The 17,952-nt window shown below is 58.0% G+C and carries 15 protein-coding genes; 11 read left to right on the top strand and 4 right to left on the bottom strand.

The window, feature by feature from the left end:
- Window positions 1-139: 139 nt before the first annotated feature.
- Window positions 140-1,639 (top strand): aldehyde dehydrogenase family protein, encoded by a 1,500-nt coding sequence (locus AAIR21_RS04030; RefSeq protein WP_014169921.1) that lies wholly within the window; start codon window positions 140-142, stop codon window positions 1,637-1,639.
- A gap of 41 nt (window positions 1,640-1,680) precedes the next feature.
- Here AAIR21_RS04030 and AAIR21_RS04025 read toward each other — a convergent pair whose 3' ends face one another.
- The 4 genes from AAIR21_RS04025 to paaZ all read right to left on the bottom strand — a co-directional run bounded on the left by AAIR21_RS04025 (window position 1,681) and on the right by paaZ (window position 9,484).
- Window positions 1,681-2,787, bottom strand: coding sequence for a GGDEF domain-containing protein (locus AAIR21_RS04025; RefSeq protein ID WP_044858382.1), 1,107 nt, complete (start codon window positions 2,785-2,787; stop codon window positions 1,681-1,683).
- A 74-nt stretch (window positions 2,788-2,861) separates the two neighbouring features.
- Window positions 2,862-4,835, bottom strand: coding sequence for an alkyl/aryl-sulfatase (locus AAIR21_RS04020; protein WP_183516391.1), 1,974 nt, complete (start codon window positions 4,833-4,835; stop codon window positions 2,862-2,864).
- Window positions 4,836-5,002: 167 nt separating this feature from the next.
- Entirely contained in the window at window positions 5,003-7,279 is a 2,277-nt protein-coding gene (gene tynA / locus AAIR21_RS04015; protein WP_138013800.1) for a primary-amine oxidase, read from the bottom strand.
- A gap of 165 nt (window positions 7,280-7,444) precedes the next feature.
- Window positions 7,445-9,484 (bottom strand): phenylacetic acid degradation bifunctional protein PaaZ, encoded by a 2,040-nt coding sequence (paaZ, locus tag AAIR21_RS04010; protein WP_104439959.1) that lies wholly within the window; start codon window positions 9,482-9,484, stop codon window positions 7,445-7,447.
- A 284-nt stretch (window positions 9,485-9,768) separates the two neighbouring features.
- Between paaZ and paaA the strand changes: the two genes are divergently transcribed.
- Genes paaA through pcaF form a run of 10 tightly spaced genes read left to right on the top strand, consistent with a single transcriptional unit; the run spans window position 9,769 to window position 17,940 of the window.
- Window positions 9,769-10,698: a 1,2-phenylacetyl-CoA epoxidase subunit PaaA gene (gene paaA / locus AAIR21_RS04005; protein ID WP_014169925.1), complete on the top strand. Its 930-nt coding sequence runs from the start codon at window positions 9,769-9,771 to the stop codon at window positions 10,696-10,698.
- Between the two features lie 11 nt (window positions 10,699-10,709).
- The gene (gene paaB, locus AAIR21_RS04000; protein WP_003857353.1) at window positions 10,710-10,997 is read left to right on the top strand and encodes a 1,2-phenylacetyl-CoA epoxidase subunit PaaB; all 288 of its coding nucleotides are present in this window, start codon (window positions 10,710-10,712) and stop codon (window positions 10,995-10,997) included.
- A gap of 8 nt (window positions 10,998-11,005) precedes the next feature.
- The gene (gene paaC / locus AAIR21_RS03995; protein ID WP_183516390.1) at window positions 11,006-11,752 is read left to right on the top strand and encodes a 1,2-phenylacetyl-CoA epoxidase subunit PaaC; all 747 of its coding nucleotides are present in this window, start codon (window positions 11,006-11,008) and stop codon (window positions 11,750-11,752) included.
- A 14-nt stretch (window positions 11,753-11,766) separates the two neighbouring features.
- The gene (gene paaD / locus AAIR21_RS03990) at window positions 11,767-12,264 is read left to right on the top strand and encodes a 1,2-phenylacetyl-CoA epoxidase subunit PaaD (RefSeq protein WP_183516389.1); all 498 of its coding nucleotides are present in this window, start codon (window positions 11,767-11,769) and stop codon (window positions 12,262-12,264) included.
- Between the two features lie 7 nt (window positions 12,265-12,271).
- Window positions 12,272-13,342 (top strand): 1,2-phenylacetyl-CoA epoxidase subunit PaaE, encoded by a 1,071-nt coding sequence (gene paaE, locus AAIR21_RS03985; RefSeq protein ID WP_041162586.1) that lies wholly within the window; start codon window positions 12,272-12,274, stop codon window positions 13,340-13,342.
- Window positions 13,339-14,106, top strand: a complete 768-nt coding sequence (paaF, locus tag AAIR21_RS03980) for a 2,3-dehydroadipyl-CoA hydratase PaaF (protein ID WP_014169929.1) — start codon at window positions 13,339-13,341, stop codon at window positions 14,104-14,106. The genes paaE and paaF overlap by 4 nt, the downstream gene beginning before the upstream one ends.
- Window positions 14,106-14,894, top strand: a complete 789-nt coding sequence (gene paaG / locus AAIR21_RS03975; RefSeq protein ID WP_131701768.1) for a 2-(1,2-epoxy-1,2-dihydrophenyl)acetyl-CoA isomerase PaaG — start codon at window positions 14,106-14,108, stop codon at window positions 14,892-14,894. Before paaF ends, paaG begins: the two co-directional genes overlap by 1 nt.
- A gap of 1 nt (window position 14,895) precedes the next feature.
- Window positions 14,896-16,323 (top strand): 3-hydroxyacyl-CoA dehydrogenase PaaH, encoded by a 1,428-nt coding sequence (paaH, locus tag AAIR21_RS03970; protein WP_183516388.1) that lies wholly within the window; start codon window positions 14,896-14,898, stop codon window positions 16,321-16,323.
- Window positions 16,313-16,735, top strand: coding sequence for a hydroxyphenylacetyl-CoA thioesterase PaaI (gene paaI / locus AAIR21_RS03965; protein WP_020884240.1), 423 nt, complete (start codon window positions 16,313-16,315; stop codon window positions 16,733-16,735). The genes paaH and paaI overlap by 11 nt, the downstream gene beginning before the upstream one ends.
- Window positions 16,735-17,940, top strand: a complete 1,206-nt coding sequence (pcaF, locus tag AAIR21_RS03960) for a 3-oxoadipyl-CoA thiolase (RefSeq protein WP_020884239.1) — start codon at window positions 16,735-16,737, stop codon at window positions 17,938-17,940. The genes paaI and pcaF overlap by 1 nt, the downstream gene beginning before the upstream one ends.
- The last annotated feature ends 12 nt before the right edge of the window (window positions 17,941-17,952 follow it).

Genomic DNA, 17,952 nt, shown 5'->3' with positions numbered 1-17,952 from the left:
AGCGTTATAAGACGGAATTATCACGATTTGCGGAGCCTGTCACAGGTGGCAAAGCGAATGTCACAGAGACAAAAGCGAGAATCCAAAACCCCTCTTAGACTGCATTAACACCCTGCGAATAAAAACGAAGGAGTACCCTATGTCTGAATCTCAGGTAGCCGTTCAGCCTGCCGTACAGCAGTTTTTAGACCGACATCATGGCCTGTGGATTGAAGGGCGTCAGGCCGCGTCGGACAGTGAAAAGCGGCTCAATGTCTATAACCCGGCAACGGGCGACGTCATCGCTTCCACCGCCGATGCCAGCGTTGATGATGTCGACCGCGCCGTGATGTCCGGCTGGCGTGCGTTTGTTGCCCGTAGCTGGGCCGGAAAATTACCGGCGGAGCGTGAGCGTATCCTGCTGCATTTCGCCGATCTGGTTGAACAGCACAGCGAAGAGCTGGCCCAGCTTGAGACGCTGGAGCAGGGGAAATCCATTCATATCTCCCGCGCCTTTGAAGTGGGCTGCACCCTGAACTGGATGCGCTATACCGCAGGGCTTACCACGAAAATTGCCGGTAAAACCCTCGACCTCTCCATTCCCTTACCGCAGGGGGCCCGCTATCAGGCGTGGACGCGCAAAGAGCCGGTTGGCGTGGTGGCCGGGATTGTGCCGTGGAACTTCCCGCTGATGATCGGGATGTGGAAAGTCATGCCTGCGCTGGCGGCGGGGTGTTCCATTGTCATTAAGCCTTCAGAAACCACGCCGCTCACCATGCTGCGCGTGGCGGAACTGGCAAGTGAAGCGGGCATCCCCGACGGGGTGTTTAACGTGGTCACGGGAAGCGGTGCGGTGTGCGGTGCCGCGCTGACCTCACATCCGCATATTGCCAAAGTGAGCTTTACTGGCTCAACGGCGACAGGCAAGCAAATTGCCCGCGCGGCGGCGGATACGCTCACGGGGGTGACGCTGGAGCTGGGGGGTAAAAACCCGGCTATCGTGCTGAAAGATGCTGACCCGGCCTGGGTAATTGAAGGCCTGATGACCGGCAGCTTCCTGAACCAGGGGCAGGTTTGTGCGGCGAGCTCCCGTATCTATATTGAAGCGCCGCTGTTTGACACGCTGGTCAGCGGGTTTGAACAGGCGGTGAAATCCCTGAGCGTCGGGCCGGGCATGTCGCCGGAGGCGTTCATCAACCCGCTGGTCTCCCGCGCGCACTGCGATAAAGTGCAGACTTTCCTCGACGAGGCAAAATCGCGCAATGCGGAGTTGATTACCGGTAACAGGGGGCCGGATGGCAAAGGTTATTACGTGTCGCCGACGCTGGTGGTGAACCCGGATGCCGCGCTGCGACTCACCCGCGAAGAAGTGTTCGGCCCGGTGGTCAACCTGGTGCGCGTCGCGGATGGCGAAGAAGCGCTGGCGCTGGCCAACGACACCGAATACGGGTTAACGGCCAGCGTCTGGACGCAAAATATCAGCAAGGCGCTGGAATACACCGACCGGCTGCAGGCGGGAACCGTCTGGGTGAACAGCCATACGCTGATCGACGCCAACCTGCCGTTTGGTGGCATGAAGCAGTCCGGCACCGGGCGCGATTTCGGCCCGGACTGGCTGGATGGCTGGTGTGAAACCAAATCGGTATGTGTGCGATATTAAAACAAAGCGTGTCGGGCTGGCGCAACGTCCACCCGACACGGCTATCGTGACCAGCGGTCCCGTCCGGCCGCTTTCGCCCGGTACAGCGCCTCATCGGCGCGGGCGATAATCTCCGTCCCCGCCAGTCCCTCTGCCATTCCTGCAATGCCCATGCTTACGGTGACGTGATCGCTGACTTTTGAGGCATCGTGCGCTATCGCTTCCGCGCGCAGGCCGTCCTGAATACGCATGGCAACTTTTTCGGCTGTGTTTTCCGGGCAATCAAAGAGGATCACCACAAACTCTTCACCGCCGTAGCGAGACACGACATCGTCAGGTGTTCGCACCGACTGCCGGAGCACCTGCGCCACGCGGGTCAAGCATTCGTCACCGGCCTGATGACCATAGGTGTCGTTGTAAAGTTTGAAATAATCTATATCCAGCATAATTAGCGAGAAGGCTTTTTTCTGCTCAACGGCATTCTCCAGCACCACTTCCATCTTGCGACGGTTGGCGGTCTGGGTTAACGGATCCTGATGCGCCAGCGCTTCCAGCCGCGAAATCAACAGCTGGTTTTGCTGGTTACGTCGCCAGGCTTCATCAAACCAGCTTATCAGGATGAAACGCCCGCAGAGCAAAATCAGCGTAAAGACGGTCCAGACGGCGGCAAAGTGAAGATTGACACCATCATTGAGTACCCAGCTTGCGACCGGTAGCGTGACCCAGAGCGGGATCACGAAGGCGAGTAACCCACGGGGGTAAAAGTAGAGCGCCGTCAACCCGGCGAGTAACAGAATCGCGCACAGGGGCCAGACGTGAGGCAGCAACAGATCGGTGATAAACCAGAAACAGGATATCGACCAGATGACGCTACAGAAAAAGAGCACCACGCTGATGCCGGCAATACGTCGCCAGGCCATGATGATTAACGCAGCTGACAGAATAATAATGCCGAACATCGAGGCATCGATAAACTTCAGCAGAGGAAGCGACCGGAGGTAGAGGGGGTCGTCGGGCTTAAGCGAGACGTGGCGCAGCAGGATCATCACGGCGAAGCTGATGTTGACGAATGCCAGCCACGGCAGGTTCATCGCCAGCCCGTGCATGACCATCGCCTGACGCGTCGGCCAGGCAGCCCGCTCTGGCGTCGTTTTTTTTCTTTTTTCCATAAATGCTCTTTACCCTTTCCTGGGAGCAAGTGAAGCAGGAACGGGCGGAAGGACCGCCCGTCTGTTTTGCACCGTTACGGTGTCACAATATTAAACCAGAAATCGAACTTATCCATATAGCCAAGCATAGCGTCCAGTTTGGCACTGTCGCCGCTGATCTTGATATCGCCACTGTCCTGCGCCTGTTTCAGCGTGACTTCTTTCAGGATAATTTTATTCAGGGTATCACGGTTCAGGGTAAGCGTAGCGTCAGCGTCTTTCGCTTCGGCATTTGCCGTGTGGTTCAGCACGCCGTTTTCCAGTTCAAGTTTGTATTTGCCGCCATCGCTGCCCAGATCGATGTTAAACACCGATTTGGCATCGCCGGCTTTCTGGCCATTGATATGAACGGCAAGGTAGTCGAAGAACATCTCTGGCGTCATCGCCCGCACGGTATCCGGGCTGGCGGTGTTCGGGGTCGGGCCTTTCACCACGCCGTTACGCAGCTCTTGCGCGCCGGTCAGGTAGAAGTTACGCCACGGGCCGGATTCCGCCTGATAACCCAGCTGTTCCAGCGCATCTGCTTCCAGATTACGCGCGGCCTGATTGTTCGGGTCGGCAAACACCACTTTACTCACGACCTGCGCCACCCAGCGATAGTTGCCCTGATCAAAGTCAGTTTTCGCTTTGTTCAGAATGGCCTCCGCGCCGCCCATATACTCAACGAATTTCTTCGCAGCCTCTTCAGGAGGCAGTTCATCCAGCGTGGCGGGATTACCGTCGAACCAGCCCAGATAGAGCACATAGGTGGCTTTAACGTCATGGCTGACAGAACCGTAGTAACCGCGGTTAGCCCAGGTATGGGCGAGGGAATCCGGGAGTTTGAAATTAGCAGCGATTTCATCACGCGTCAGGCCTTCATTCGCCATGCGTAACGTCTGGTCATTGATGTAACGGTAGAGGTCGCGCTGGCTCTTCAGCAGTGCGACGACATTATCATTGCCCCAGGTTGGCCAGTGATGCTGTGCCATGATGATGTCGGCTTTATCGCCCCAGCGCACAATCGCCTGATTAATATATTTTGACCAGGGCAGCGGTTCACGAATTTTTGCGCCGCGCAGCGAGTAGGTGTTATGCAGCGTATGGGTCACATCCTCTGCGGATTCAATGATTTTTTTCTCTTCGATAAACCAGAGCATTTCTGAAGGCGCTTCAGAGCCGGGGGCCAGCATAAAATCGTAGGTCAGCCCGTCAATGACCTCTTTTTGTCCGTCTTTTTCAATGATGTTAGTCGGCGCGATAAGGGTGACGGTACCGGCGGACGTGGTCGTCCCCAGACCCGCACCCACTTGTCCTTTTGCATCAGGCTTCAGCAGGTTGCCATACATATAACTGGCGCGACGACTCATAACGTTGCCCGCCATGATATTTTCCGCAACCGCCGCCTCCATAAATCCGGAAGGGGCATAAACTTTTACCTTGCCAGCCTTCACGTCGGCTTCATCAACCACACCCCGCACACCGCCATAGTGGTCAACATGACTGTGGGTATAAATCACCGCCACGACCGGTTTTTGGCCGCGATTTTTGTAATAAAGATCCATGCCGACTTTGGCGGTTTCTGCCGAGACCAGCGGGTCAACGACGGTAATCCCTTCTTTGCCTTCGATGATGGTCATATTTGACAGATCGAGATTGCGGATCTGATATACCCCTTCAGTAACTTCAAACAGACCGCTGATATTAATCAGCTGGGATTGACGCCATAAACTGGGGTTTACCGAATCCGGCGATTTATCACCTTCTTTAATAAATGAATACTGTTGGGGATCCCAGATGACATTGCCTTGTTCGCCTTTGATAACGTCCTGAGGAAGTGGAGCGATAAATCCTTTATGGGCATTGGTAAAATCAGTGTTATCGGAGAAAGGAAGCTGGTTAAAAAGGGCATTGTTGGCTTGTTGTGTTGCGGCAGACGCGTCCTTTGGTGCTTCCGCCGCATAAGAGGGACAGTTGGACATGATCATTCCAGCCAGCACGAAACTTCTGACAATCAGATTCAATTTCATTTAAAACCTCTCAGAGAAAGTACTACGTCGTTTGTGAAAACTTCGCGTCCTGGCTGAAAATGTTTCAAAAGATGCAATCGGAATGAGTGGAGTAAAATAACTATAATCAGGATGAGATATTCAGCAAATAAACGAATAAAAAACCGGGCATTACGCCCGGTCTGTTTTTATTTCTGCGCGTCTTTTTTCCTGCCGAGTGTCGGCGTTTCGTCGAAGAAGTTCCACGGTTTGAGCAGGGTATGCACCCATTCCGTTGGCATGATTGGCCACTCTTCGGCGCGCGCGACGTGGGTTGTGCCGGTGGTCATCCAGACGACGTCATCCTGATCGTTTAGCGACTCGTTATCTTTGCTGTATTTGCCAAGCCCCGTATCGTGGGTTGAGCGGTTTGGGAATTTGCCCTCCGGGTACATCTCATCCGGATGGTAACGCGTGACCCACAGCTGTTTATCCATAAAGCTCAGGCGGTGATAGATCCACTCGTCCGGGGCGAACTTCGCGCCGGTCGCCACCGGGTGCGTCCCCCCCGCGTAAGGGATTATCTGATACGAAATTGGGTTCCCCATGCGGTTCTCTTTGCTGGTGTTGCTCAGCAAACGAATGGTGCCCGGGTCAAATTTCTGCGCCGCCTGCTGCTCGGTATCAATAGCGTACTGATTGATCTGCATGGTACTGGTTCGCGGGCCGCCGGCGGTGTTCGGTTTCACCTGTGGATCCATTGCCACCAGCGTGTTGTTGATGCCATCCACATCCATATCGAGACGGAAGTTATAGATGTGCTGGTGGGTGGTCCCGACGATGTTGTGATCAATTAATGTGCCGTATCGGGTATCGTCTTTGGCAGTAGGGTCATGCATCGTTTTCGCCTGTACGCCTTTCACCGCCTCAATCCCCGTTGCACCGGCATCAATCCCGATGGTGCCATTTTCGTGGAATACCCAGTCGAAAATGTAGTCGTAGTTGCCAACGGTGCTCACCCAGCGAACCACCAGCTCGCGCCGCTCGGTACTGACGTTAGGCTGACCCATCTCCTGGTGTTTATATTCCGGTCCTGCGTAGCGTTCAAAAATGGCGATGGCGCGGGGGATCTCCATCGGCGCACCGGTATAATCGGCAATGGTTTCATTGAGCATCACGGCGTTGGACGGCACGTCTTTGCCGCGCACCAGCGGAGAGGTCAGGGTGCCCATGCCGTAATCGCCGGAATCCAGATAGGCTTTGAAGTACCAGCCCACGTCAGGGTCACCGTAAGGGACGATCATCCCGCCCAGGGAGCCCTGATACATAATCTGGCGTTTTTTGCCGTTGTCATTGTAAGTGACGGTCGAAATCATTGGGCCCACGCGGGAATCCAGACTCAGATGGAAATCCCAGTTCTGCCAGTGAATCATATCGCCGGTAATGGTGTAGTTTTTGCCTTCCGGCTCAATGATGTCGAGCGGCTTTTTCGGCGTGTTAATGCGGTCACGTCCATCATACGGACGCGGCGTCATCGGCACCGGCACAACGGCACCTTCTTCAATCTTCTGGATCTTCTTCTGCTCAAGGTCGACCACTGCCACCAGGTTCTCAATCGGGTGCGCCCAGTAGTTGCCGTCGCCCACGTCCAGATAGCTCACCACTTTCAGCAGTCGGTCTTCCTGTTTCAGGCCATCTTTGCCGTCGAAATAGCCGACGGTCAGTGGCGTGGTGATCACTTTCTTCGTATCGGTAATACCGCGCTTTTTCAGAACCTCGGCAAACTCTGCACTCTCGTTGATGATCTGCTGAACGGTCGCAAAATCATCCAGCAGCACCATGCCGTGGGCATCTTTAACGGCGTCCCAGCGCAGGATCTTTTTATCCTTCAGGTCCACCAGACTTTCAATAACGTGTTTCCCGTCCAGCATGGTGATGTTCGCCTGGCGGGGAGAGTCCACCGCCGTGCCGTTGAGCACAAAGTCCCACACTTTGGCTTTCTCGGGTTCGGCCAGGGCTATCTGGGTGAAGCGGGTGTTCGGTTTAAAATCCGCAGAGCCTTTCACAATCTCCACGGCTTGCTTAATTTCGTCAGCCGTTAGCGCGTTTAACGGGTGAGGGCGTTTTTCAACCTGGAAGGTCTGGTCGAGACCAGACTGGAAAACGTCGTTGATGAAGGTCTCGGAGATGAACGCTTTTTTGCCTTTCATGACTACCGGCACCTGCAGCGTGAGGGTTTTGCCGTTCACAATAGCGGTTTTCGCGCCGGGCTTGACCTTCACATATGCCCCGTCCTTTGCAATAGTGAACATCTGTGCGTAATCATCCCACTGTACATCGGCGCCAAACGCCTGCAGCGTTTTGTCCATCGGGACCATATGCGCCTCACTGCCGTGTGCGAAAACAGGTGATTGCCAGGCGCAACACAGCGCAACGGCCATAGCCAGTGCCGTTCTACGGGCAGAAAAAGAAGAATTGCTTCCCATCGTAGACCTCATCTTGTTGTGTTTATTGTGTTGTGACAGCCTTATCCTGACAGGCGCCCGAGAAAAGCGTTTGCCTGCATCTGCCAGGTTATTTGTTAGTCTTGCCAGGTTAAAAAAAGACCGGGGCGATATCACACCCCGGTCAACGTGCGAGAGAGGAACGTGTCAGAAGTCGCCGTGCTGGCGCGCCACCAGCGTCAGGATGGAGTAGAGCGCGACCGCCTGCTGGTGCTGGTTAAAGATCTCAACGGCCCATTCGACCACGCCGGTTGGCTTCTCATCGGCGGTCCGTTGTTTCTTGAGCGTTTTACGTTTACAGGTGAGGCGCACCTGAATGGTATCGCCCGGCTTAACCGGTTCGATAAAGCGCAGGTTTTCCATGCCGTAGTTGGCAATCACCGGCCCAACGCCGGCATCAACAAACAGACCCGCCGCGGCAGAGATCAGGAAGTAACCGTGTACCACCCGTTCGCCAAAGATGGATTCTGCTGCGCCGATTTTGTCCATATGGGCGTAGAAGTGATCGCCGCTCAGGCAGGCAAAGTTAACGATATCGGCTTCCGTCAGGGTGCGGCGCGGGGTCAGCAGGCTGTCGCCCGGCTGCAGTTCTTCAAAGTATTTCCGGAACGGATGAACGCGATCTTCATGAACCGCAGCACCCCGTACCCACTGTTTGCCGATGGTGGCAAGCATGGTCGGGCTGCCCTGAATGGCGGTGCGCTGCAGATAGTGCTTCACCGCACGCAGTCCTCCCAGCTCTTCACCGCCACCTGCGCGGCCAGGACCGCCGTGCACCAGCTGCGGCAGCGGAGAGCCGTGTCCGGTGGACTCCCTGGCGGATTCGGCGTTAAGGATCTGAATTCGTCCGTGCGCCCGCGCCGCGCCGGCAATAAACTGGCGGGCGATAGCCGGGTCGGCGGTGACCAGCGTACCGGCCAGACTCCCGCCACCCGCCCGGGCCAGCTGCATCGCGTGGTCTGAATTGCGGGAGGGCATCAGCGTGGCGACCGGCCCGAAGGCTTCGGTGCAATGCACGGCGGGGGTTTCATCTGGCTGTGGGCAGAAAAGCAGCGTCGGCGGGAAGAATGCCCCCGCAGCCTGCAGATCGGCTTTTCCGCCGAGTCTGACCTGGCAACCCGCCGCAATCAACAGATCGACTTTCTCCTGCACGTCCGCGCGTTGCTCGCCGTTCACCAGCGCGCCCATCTTCACCCCGTCCTCTGCCGGGTCGCCGACGACCACGTTTTGCAGCCGCGCGATCAGCGCCTGGCTGACGGCATCCATCTGATCCTGAGGCACAATTATGCGGCGGATGGCGGTACATTTTTGCCCTGCCTTGGCGGTCATTTCGCGTACCACTTCGCGAATAAACAGCGCGAATTCTGGCTGTTCCGGCGTCACATCCTCACCCAGAACGCAGCAGTTGAGGGAGTCGGCTTCCATGGTAAAGGGAATGGAGTTCGCCACGATATTCGGGTGAATGCGCAGGCTCTGGCCGGTGCTGGCGGAGCCGGTAAAGGTCACCACATCCTGGCTGTCGAGATGATTCAGCAGATCGCCCGCGCCGCCGCAGACAAGGCTGATAGCACCGTCCGGCACCAGACCGCTCTCCACAATCGCTTTCACCATCGCCTGCGCGACCTGCGCGGTGGCGGTGGCGGGTTTGATAATGGCAGGCATCCCCGCAAGCCAGGTGGGCGCCAGTTTTTCCAGCATTCCCCAGCACGGGAAATTAAAGGCGTTGATATGGACCGCCACGCCCGATTTTGACGTCAGTACGTGACGCGCAGCAAAGCCGCCTTCCTTCGACAACGGGATCAGCTCATCTTCCGGCCAGAGTGTGTCATCAGGCAGCTCGCGACTCCCCAGGCTGGCATAGGTGAACAGCGTCCCGATCCCACCCTCAATATCCACCCAGCTATCCGCTCGGGTCGCCCCGGTCTGGGCAGACAGGGCATAGAACGTCTCTTTCTCACTAAGCAGATGTTTCGCCACCGCCTTCAGCATGGCGGCCCGGTCGATAAAGGTCATGGCGCGCAGGGCTTCGCCGCCACGCGCGATCGCATAGCGACGTGCATCCGCCATGTCCAGCCCTTCGCTGGTCACGGACCACAGCGCTTCGCCACTGATGGCGTGATGGATAGTACGTTCGCGGCCCCGGCCAGACTGCCAGGTGCCGGACAAGAAGCTGGCTAACTGCTGCATCGCTTATCTCCAAGTGTTACGTAATTTCACTATCAATAGTTTAATCATGAATCATAAAAAGCAAGCTGAGTTTTAATGAATTGTTAACATTGTGATCCAGCGTAATGAAGTGGAAGGCCGGAAGCCCCGTTGTGCAGGCCTTGTGCAAAAAGCCTTGCGAGCACCATCACAAAATAGGGAAACATTTCTTGGGGTTATATTTAACCTTTGTGTAACTTTTAAAAAATGAAGTGATTCAGTATTTCACTTTAGGTGGCAAATAATAGAATCATAAAGGTGATGACGTGACGCAAGAACAACGCTTTGAGCAGCGCATAGCGCAGGAGACGGCGATTGAGCCTCAGGACTGGATGCCTGATGCCTATCGTAAGACGTTGATCCGCCAGATTGGTCAGCACGCGCACTCCGAAATTGTCGGCATGCTGCCGGAAGGAAACTGGATCACCCGCGCGCCGACGCTGCGCCGCAAAGCGATCCTGCTGGCGAAAGTGCAGGACGAAGCCGGGCACGGTTTGTACCTCTACAGCGCGGCCGAGACGCTGGGCTGCGCGCGGGAAGACATCTACCAGAAGATGCTCGACGGCAAGATGAAATACTCCTCCATCTTCAACTACCCGACCCTGAGCTGGGCGGATATCGGGGTGATCGGCTGGCTGGTGGACGGTGCGGCGATCGTCAACCAGGTGGCGCTCTGCCGTACCTCATATGGCCCCTATGCCCGCGCGATGGTGAAAATCTGTAAAGAAGAGAGTTTCCACCAGCGTCAGGGCTTTGAAGCCTGTATGGCGCTTGCGCAGGGGAGTGACGCCCAACGCCAGATGCTGCAGGACGCCATTAACCGCTTCTGGTGGCCCGCTCTGATGATGTTCGGCCCAAACGATGACAACTCGCCGAACAGCGCTCGCAGCCTCGCCTGGAAAATCAAACGCTTCGGCAATGACGAACTTCGCCAGCGCTTTGTCGACAACACGGTTCCGCAGGTAGAAATGCTGGGTATGACGGTTCCGGATCCTGACCTGCGTTTTGACGAAGAGAGCGGTCACTACCGCTTTGGCGAGATCGACTGGCACGAGTTTGATGAGGTCATTAACGGGCGCGGTATCTGTAACCACGAACGTCTGGCTGCCAAACGTAAAGCCTGGGAAGACGGGGCGTGGGTGCGTGAAGCCGCACTGGCGCACGCGGAAAAACAACACGCCCGCAAAGTGGCTTAAGAGGAAACACGATGAGCAATGTCTACTGGCCGCTGTACGAAGTGTTCGTACGCAGCAAACAAGGGTTGTCCCACCGTCATGTGGGAAGTCTGCATGCCGCCGACGATCGCATGGCGCTGGAAAATGCGCGTGATGCCTATACCCGTCGCAGTGAAGGCTGCTCTATCTGGGTGGTGAAGGCGAGCGAGATTGTCGCCTCTCAGCCGGAAGAGAGCGGCGAGTTCTTCGACCCGGCGGAAAGTAAGGTTTACCGCCATCCTACGTTTTACACCATCCCTGATGGCATCGAGCACATGTGAGGTCAGGGATGAAAACATTATCCGCATATGCCCTGCGTCTGGGCGACAACGGTCTGGTGCTCTCCCAGCGTCTGGGCGCCTGGTGTGGTCACGCGCCGGAGCTGGAAATCGATCTCGCGCTCGCCAACATCGGTCTCGACTTGCTGGGGCAGGCGCGCAATTTCCTGACCTATGCCGCAGAGCTGGAAGATCAGGGCGATGAAGACACCCTGGCGTTTGGGCGTGATGAACGCCAGTTTCACAACGTGTTGCTGGTGGAACAGCCTAACGGCAGTTTCGCCGACACGCTCGCGCGCCAGTACTTTATGGATGCCTGGAACGTAGCCCTGTATGAACGCCTGACTCACAGCAGCGACAGCCAGCTTGCCGCCATCGCCGCGAAAGCCATTAAAGAGGCGCGCTACCACCTGCGCTTCAGTCGTGGCTGGCTGGTGCGTCTGGGTGACGGAACGGAAACATCTTCACAGCGTATGCAGCAGGCGGTCGACACCCTGTGGCGGTTTACGGCCGAGCTGTTTGAAGCCGATGACGTCGAGCTGGCGTTGATTGCCTCCGGCGTCGCGGTTGATCCGCGCGAGCTTCGTCAGCCGTGGGAGCAGGAAGTGTTTTCCGGTTTGCAGGAGGCCACCCTGAGCGTGCCGTCGGAAGTGGCGTATCGCACGGGGGGCAAGCGCGGGCTGCATACCGAACATCTCGGCCCAATGCTGGCAGAAATGCAGTATCTCCAGCGCGCCCATCCGGGTCAGCAGTGGTAAGTACGGAGGTGAAGATGCAGCGTTTTGCCGGAATTGCACCCGCGGAGATCCCTCAAATCTGGTCGTTGTTAAGCCAGATCCCGGACCCGGAAGTGCCGGTGTTAACCATCACCGATTTAGGCATGGTGCGTAGCGTATCGGCGCAGGGCGAAGGCTGGGTCATTGGCTTTACGCCAACCTATTCAGGCTGCCCGGCGACGGAACATTTGCTTGGCGCGATTCGCGAGGCGATGACCGCACACGGCTTTACGCCAGTGCATATTGTGCTTCAGCTCGAACCGGCCTGGACCACCGACTGGATGGCGGCGGATGCGCGTGAACGCCTGCGCGCATATGGCATCAGCCCACCGGTGGGCCACAGCTGCCACGCGCATGCCCCGGCCGAGGTGAGTTGCCCACGCTGTGCCAGCACACATACCTCGCTTATCAGTGAATTTGGTTCGACGGCCTGCAAAGCGCTTTATCGCTGCAACGACTGCCGTGAGCCTTTCGACTATTTCAAATGTATTTGAGGTTGCCATGACAACGTTTCATTCATTAACAGTGGCAAAAGTGGAACCCGAAACCCGCGACGCGGTGACCATCACTTTCGCGGTACCGCAGGCGTTGCAGGACGCCTATCGCTTTCGTCCCGGACAACACCTGACCCTGAAAGCGAAGCTGGGTGAGGATGAGCTGCGTCGCTGCTACTCTATCTGCCGCAGTACCGCGCCGGGTGAGATCAGCGTAGCGGTGAAAGCCATCGAGGGCGGACGTTTTTCCCGCTATGCCCGGGATGAGATCAAACAGGGCATGGTGCTGGAGGTCATGGTGCCGCAGGGCCAGTTTGGTTACCAGCCGCGCGCCGACCGGGAAGGGCACTATCTGGCCATTGCCGCGGGTTCAGGCATTACCCCAATGCTGGCCATCTTATCCGCCACGCTCGCCACCGAGCCGAACAGTCATTTCACCCTGATCTACGGCAACCGCAGCAGCCAGAGCATGATGTTTCGCGAGGCGCTTGCCGATCTGAAAGACAAATACCCGCAGCGTCTGCAGCTGGTCGCCATCTTCAGCCAGGAGGTGCTCGACAGCGATCTGCTGCATGGACGTATCGACGGTGAGAAGCTGCAGGCGCTGGCAAAAACCCTGATCAACTTCCGCCAGTACGACGAAGCCTTTATTTGTGGCCCGTCGGCCATGATGGACGACGCGGAAGCGGCGCTGAAAGCGCTGGGGATGCCAGAGAAATCGATTCACCTTGAGCGTTTTAATACGCCAGGCTCGACCGGCAAACGCACGGTCAGCGTGCAGGCTGAAGGGCAGAAAGTCACCGTGCGTCAGGACGGTCGCGACCGGGAAATTACCCTCACGGCAAACGATGAAAGCATTCTTGATGCCGCCCTGCGTCAAGGCGCCGACCTGCCGTATGCCTGCAAGGGCGGCGTATGCGCGACCTGCAAATGCAAAGTGCTGCGTGGCAAAGTTGATATGGCGACGAACTACAGCCTTGAGCCGGACGAACTGGCGGCCGGGTATGTGCTGAGCTGTCAGTCGCTGCCGTTAACCGCTGACGTGATCGTCGATTTCGACTCCAGGGGGATGGCATGAGCGAACTGATGGTCACCCGTCATGGTCGTGTCCTGCAGCTGACGCTTAACCGTCCGGCGGCACGCAACGCGCTGAATAACGCCCTGTTAGAGCAGATTGCTGACGCGCTCGACGCCGCTGCGGCCGATCGCGATCTCTCCGTTTGCGTGATTTACGGCAACGCACGCTGCTTTGCTGCCGGCGCAGATCTCAACGAAATGGCGGAGAAAGACCTGCCTGCCACCCTGAACGATATCCGTCCCCAGCTGTGGGCCCGGATCAACGCCTTCAACAAACCCCTGATTGCCGCCGTCAACGGCTTCGCGCTGGGCGCGGGCTGCGAGCTTGCGCTGCTGTGCGACGTGGTGATTGCCGGGGATAACGCCCGTTTTGGTCTGCCGGAAATTACGCTCGGGATCATGCCCGGGGCGGGCGGTACGCAGCGCCTGATTCGTAGCGTGGGCAAATCGCTGGCCAGCAAAATGGTGCTGACCGGGGAGAGCATTACCGCACAGCAGGCGCAGCGCGCCGGGCTGGTCAGCGATGTGTTCCCGGCTTCATTGACGCTGGAATATGCCCTGAAACAGGCGGCGCTGATGGCTCGACACTCACCGCTGGCGCTCCAGGCGGCGAAGCAGGCGCTGCGCCAGTCTCAGGAGGTTTCCCTGCAGGCCGGACTGGTCCAGGAGCGACAGCTGTTTACGCTGCTTTCAGCGACCGAAGACCGGCGAGAAGGCATCGACGCATTCTTACAGAAACGTACCCCCGACTTTAAAGGACGCTAATCGTGGAATTTATTCTCAGTCATGTAGAACAAGGCGTGATGACCCTGACGCTGAACCGTCCGGAGCGTCTGAACAGCTTTAACGACGTGATGCATCAGCAACTCGCTGAGTGCCTGAAGCAGGCCGAGCGCGATGACACCATCCGCTGTCTGCTTATTACCGGGGCGGGGCGCGGCTTCTGCGCGGGTCAGGATCTTAATGACCGCAACGTCGACCCTAACGGTCCGGCGCCGGATCTGGGAATGTCCGTGGAGACGTTCTACAACCCGCTGGTTCGCCGTCTTGCGACGTTGCCGAAACCGGTGATTTGCGCGGTCAACGGCGTGGCCGCCGGGGCCGGGGCCACGCTGGCACTGGGGTGTGACATGGTCATTGCCGCCCGTTCTGCCACCTTTGTGATGGCCTTCAGCAAGCTCGGATTAGTGCCGGACTGCGGGGGAACATGGTTCCTGCCGCGCGTCGCCGGGCGCGCCCGCGCAATGGGGCTGGCGTTGCTCGGAGACAAACTCAGCGCCGAACAGGCACACGCCTGGGGGATGATCTGGCAGGTGGTGGATGACGAACACCTCTCCGCCACGGCCCAGCAGATGGCGCTGCACTTTGCTTCTCAGCCCACCTTTGGTCTGGGGCTGATTAAGCAGGCGATTAACGCGGCAGAGACCAACACCCTCGACGCCCAGCTTGACCTGGAGCGCGATTTTCAACGTCTGGCCGGTCGCAGCGACGACTACCGGGAAGGGGTCAGCGCCTTCCTTGCCAAACGCGCACCGACATTCACGGGGAAATAAGATGGCGATCACGGTTCGTACTGTCGCCGTCATTGGAAGCGGCACGATGGGCGCAGGAATTGCGGAGGTCGCGGCGAGTCATGGGCATCAGGTTCTGATGTATGACATTGCTTCAGACGCGATTTCACGCGCGATTGACGGGATCCGCCAGCGTCTCGCCTCCCGGGTGACTCGCGGAAAACTTTCCGCCGATGCTGGCAGCCAGATTCTTGCCAGGCTGTTGCCGGTAACGGATATCGAAGCGCTCGCCGCGGCAGATCTGGTGATTGAAGCCGCGTCTGAGCGTATCGACGTCAAAAAAGCGCTGTTTGCGCAACTGGCTCAGATTTGCCCGCCGCAGACCTTGCTGACCAGCAATACCTCCTCCATTTCTGTTACGGCGATTGCGGCGGATGTTCACCATCCGGAGCGCGTCGCGGGGCTGCATTTCTTTAATCCCGCACCGGTCATGAAGCTGGTTGAGGTGGTGAGCGGGCTGGCGACATCGCCCGAAGTGGCCGATGCGCTGTGCGAGCTGGCGCTGAACTGGGGGAAACAGCCCGTTCGCTGTCAGTCAACGCCAGGGTTCATCGTCAACCGCGTTGCGCGTCCGTTCTATTCTGAAGCCTGGCGCGCCCTGGAAGAGCAGGTCGCCGCGCCAGAAGTGATTGATGCCGCCCTGCGCGACGGCGGCGGTTTCCCGATGGGACCGCTGGAGTTGACCGACATGATTGGTCAGGACGTCAACTTTGCGGTGACCTGTTCCGTGTTCAATGCCTTCTGGCAGGAACGTCGTTTCCTGCCGTCGCTGGTGCAGCAGGAACTGGTGCTGGCGGGGCGACTGGGCAAAAAAAGCGGGAAGGGCGTTTACGACTGGCACGGTGAGAAACCGGCTGTGCCGTGGCTTGACGCAGTAAACGACAGCTTTACCCCCATGCGTGTGCAGCGAAGAGGTGACGGTGTCACGGAAATAGATGAGCTCCTGTTGATTGAAACCCAGGGGGAGACCGCTCAGGCGCTGGCCCGGCGTTTTAACTGTCCGGTCGTGGTGATTGACCGCATCGAACGCGACGTGGCGGTGATCGCAGCCGCATCGGATAACCCGCATACCGCCACGCAAAAAGCCGTCTGGTACCTGCAGCAGCAGGGACACCGGGTACTGCGCATTGCCGATTACCCCGGCCTGCTGGTCTGGCGGACGGTGGCGATGATTGCCAACGAAGCGCTGGATGCGCTGCAAAAAGGGGTGGCCAGCGAGAAGGATATCGACACCGCCATGCGCCTCGGCGTGAATTACCCGAACGGGCCCATTGCCTGGGGGGAGCGTCTGGGCTGGCAACGGCTGTTAACGCTGCTTGAAAATTTGCAACGCCATTACGGCGAAGAACGCTATCGCCCTTGTTCACTGCTGCGCCAGCGTGCGCTTCTGGAGAGTAGCTATGAGTCATAACGCCTGGCATAACGCCCGCACCATGTATGAACAGGACGCCTGTGCCCAGGCGCTGGGGATCGACATCATCGACATGGACGATGGCTACGCGGTAGTGACGATGACCATCACCCCGCAGATGCTCAACGGCCACAAAACCTGCCACGGAGGACAGCTGTTTTCACTGGCCGATACCGCCTTTGCCTACGCCTGCAACAGCCAGGGGCTGGCGGCAGTGGCGTCAGGCTGTTCAATCGATTTTCTGCGCCCGGGGTTTGCCGGCGACACGCTGACCGCCACCGCGCGGGTTAAGCATCAGGGCAAACTGACCGGCGTGTATGACATTGAAATTCAGAACCAACAACAGAAAACCGTTGCCCTGTTTCGCGGAAAATCTCACCGCATCGGCGGCAGTGTGACAGGAGAAGCCTGATGCGTGACGCTTTTATTTGTGATGGCGTTCGAACCCCGGTGGGGCGCTATGGCGGGGCGCTGGCCAGCGTTCGCGCCGACGATCTCGGCGCGGTGCCGCTGCGTGCGCTGCTGGCCCGTTATCCGCAGCTCGACCTCGAGCGGATTGATGATGTGATCTTCGGCTGCGCCAACCAGGCGGGGGAAGATAACCGCAACGTGGCGCGTATGTCGCTGCTGCTGGCCGGACTGCCTCAGACGGTCTCCGGCACCACGCTGAACCGCCTGTGCGGTTCGGGTCTGGACGCGATTGGCTTTGCCGCACGGGCAATCAGGGCGGGCGATGGCGACATGCTGCTTGCAGGCGGCGTCGAGTCAATGTCCCGGGCGCCGTTTGTGATGGGTAAAGCCACGGCGGCGTTCCAGCGTCAGGCGGAGATTTTCGACACCACCCTCGGCTGGCGATTTGTGAATCCGCTCATGCATCAGCAATTCGGAACTGACAGCATGCCGGAAACGGCAGAGAATGTAGCTGAATTGTTAAATATCAGCCGGGCCGATCAGGATGCTTTCGCGCTGCGCAGCCAGCAGCGTACTGCTCAGGCACAGCAGAACGGCATTCTGGCGCAGGAGATTGTGCCGGTGCAGGTGCCCGGCAAAAAAGGAACGATTACGGAAGTTTCGGTAGATGAGCATCCCCGTGCTGATACCACGCTTGAACAACTTGCCGCGCTGAAAACACCGTTTCGCAAGAACGGTGTCGTGACGGCGGGTAACGCCTCCGGTGTAAACGATGGCGCTGCGGCGCTGATTATCGCCAGCGAGTCGATGGCGCACGCGCAAGGGCTTGTCCCGCGCACGCGGATCGTGGCGATGGCTACCGCTGGCGTGGAACCACGTCTGATGGGCTTAGGACCAGTGCCAGCCACCCGCAAAGTGCTGGAGCGTGCCGGGCTCAGCATCAACGATATGGACGTGATTGAGCTTAACGAAGCTTTCGCTTCTCAGGCGCTGGGCGTGTTACGTCAGCTGGGATTGCCGGATGACGCTGAACACGTCAACCCGAACGGAGGGGCCATTGCGTTGGGCCACCCGCTGGGCATGAGCGGTGCCAGGCTGGCGCTGGCCGCGAGCAATGAATTGCATCGACGCAACGGGCGCTATGCGCTGTGTACGATGTGCATCGGTGTGGGTCAGGGCATTGCCATGATCCTTGAGCGTGTTTGAGCGAATAACAGT

The sequence above is a fragment of the Enterobacter sp. PTB genome (genome assembly GCF_051130085.1).
Classification (GTDB): Bacteria; Pseudomonadota; Gammaproteobacteria; order Enterobacterales; family Enterobacteriaceae; genus Enterobacter; species Enterobacter ludwigii.
This window is presented reverse-complemented; position numbering and strand designations above follow the sequence as displayed.

Bases quoted from the DNA above. Each gene is read 5' to 3' on its own strand.
- AAIR21_RS04030 (WP_014169921.1), top strand. From the start codon at position 140: ATGTCTGAATCTCAGGTAGCCGTTCAGCCTGCCGTACAGCAGTTTTTA.
- AAIR21_RS04025 (WP_044858382.1), bottom strand. From the start codon at position 2,787: ATGGAAAAAAGAAAAAAAACGACGCCAGAGCGGGCTGCCTGGCCGACG.
- AAIR21_RS04020 (WP_183516391.1), bottom strand. From the start codon at position 4,835: ATGAAATTGAATCTGATTGTCAGAAGTTTCGTGCTGGCTGGAATGATC.
- tynA (WP_138013800.1), bottom strand. From the start codon at position 7,279: ATGGGAAGCAATTCTTCTTTTTCTGCCCGTAGAACGGCACTGGCTATG.
- paaZ (WP_104439959.1), bottom strand. From the start codon at position 9,484: ATGCAGCAGTTAGCCAGCTTCTTGTCCGGCACCTGGCAGTCTGGCCGG.
- paaB (WP_003857353.1), top strand. From the start codon at position 10,710: ATGAGCAATGTCTACTGGCCGCTGTACGAAGTGTTCGTACGCAGCAAA.
- paaC (WP_183516390.1), top strand. From the start codon at position 11,006: ATGAAAACATTATCCGCATATGCCCTGCGTCTGGGCGACAACGGTCTG.
- paaD (WP_183516389.1), top strand. From the start codon at position 11,767: ATGCAGCGTTTTGCCGGAATTGCACCCGCGGAGATCCCTCAAATCTGG.
- paaE (WP_041162586.1), top strand. From the start codon at position 12,272: ATGACAACGTTTCATTCATTAACAGTGGCAAAAGTGGAACCCGAAACC.
- paaF (WP_014169929.1), top strand. From the start codon at position 13,339: ATGAGCGAACTGATGGTCACCCGTCATGGTCGTGTCCTGCAGCTGACG.
- paaH (WP_183516388.1), top strand. From the start codon at position 14,896: ATGGCGATCACGGTTCGTACTGTCGCCGTCATTGGAAGCGGCACGATG.
- paaI (WP_020884240.1), top strand. From the start codon at position 16,313: ATGAGTCATAACGCCTGGCATAACGCCCGCACCATGTATGAACAGGAC.
- pcaF (WP_020884239.1), top strand. From the start codon at position 16,735: ATGCGTGACGCTTTTATTTGTGATGGCGTTCGAACCCCGGTGGGGCGC.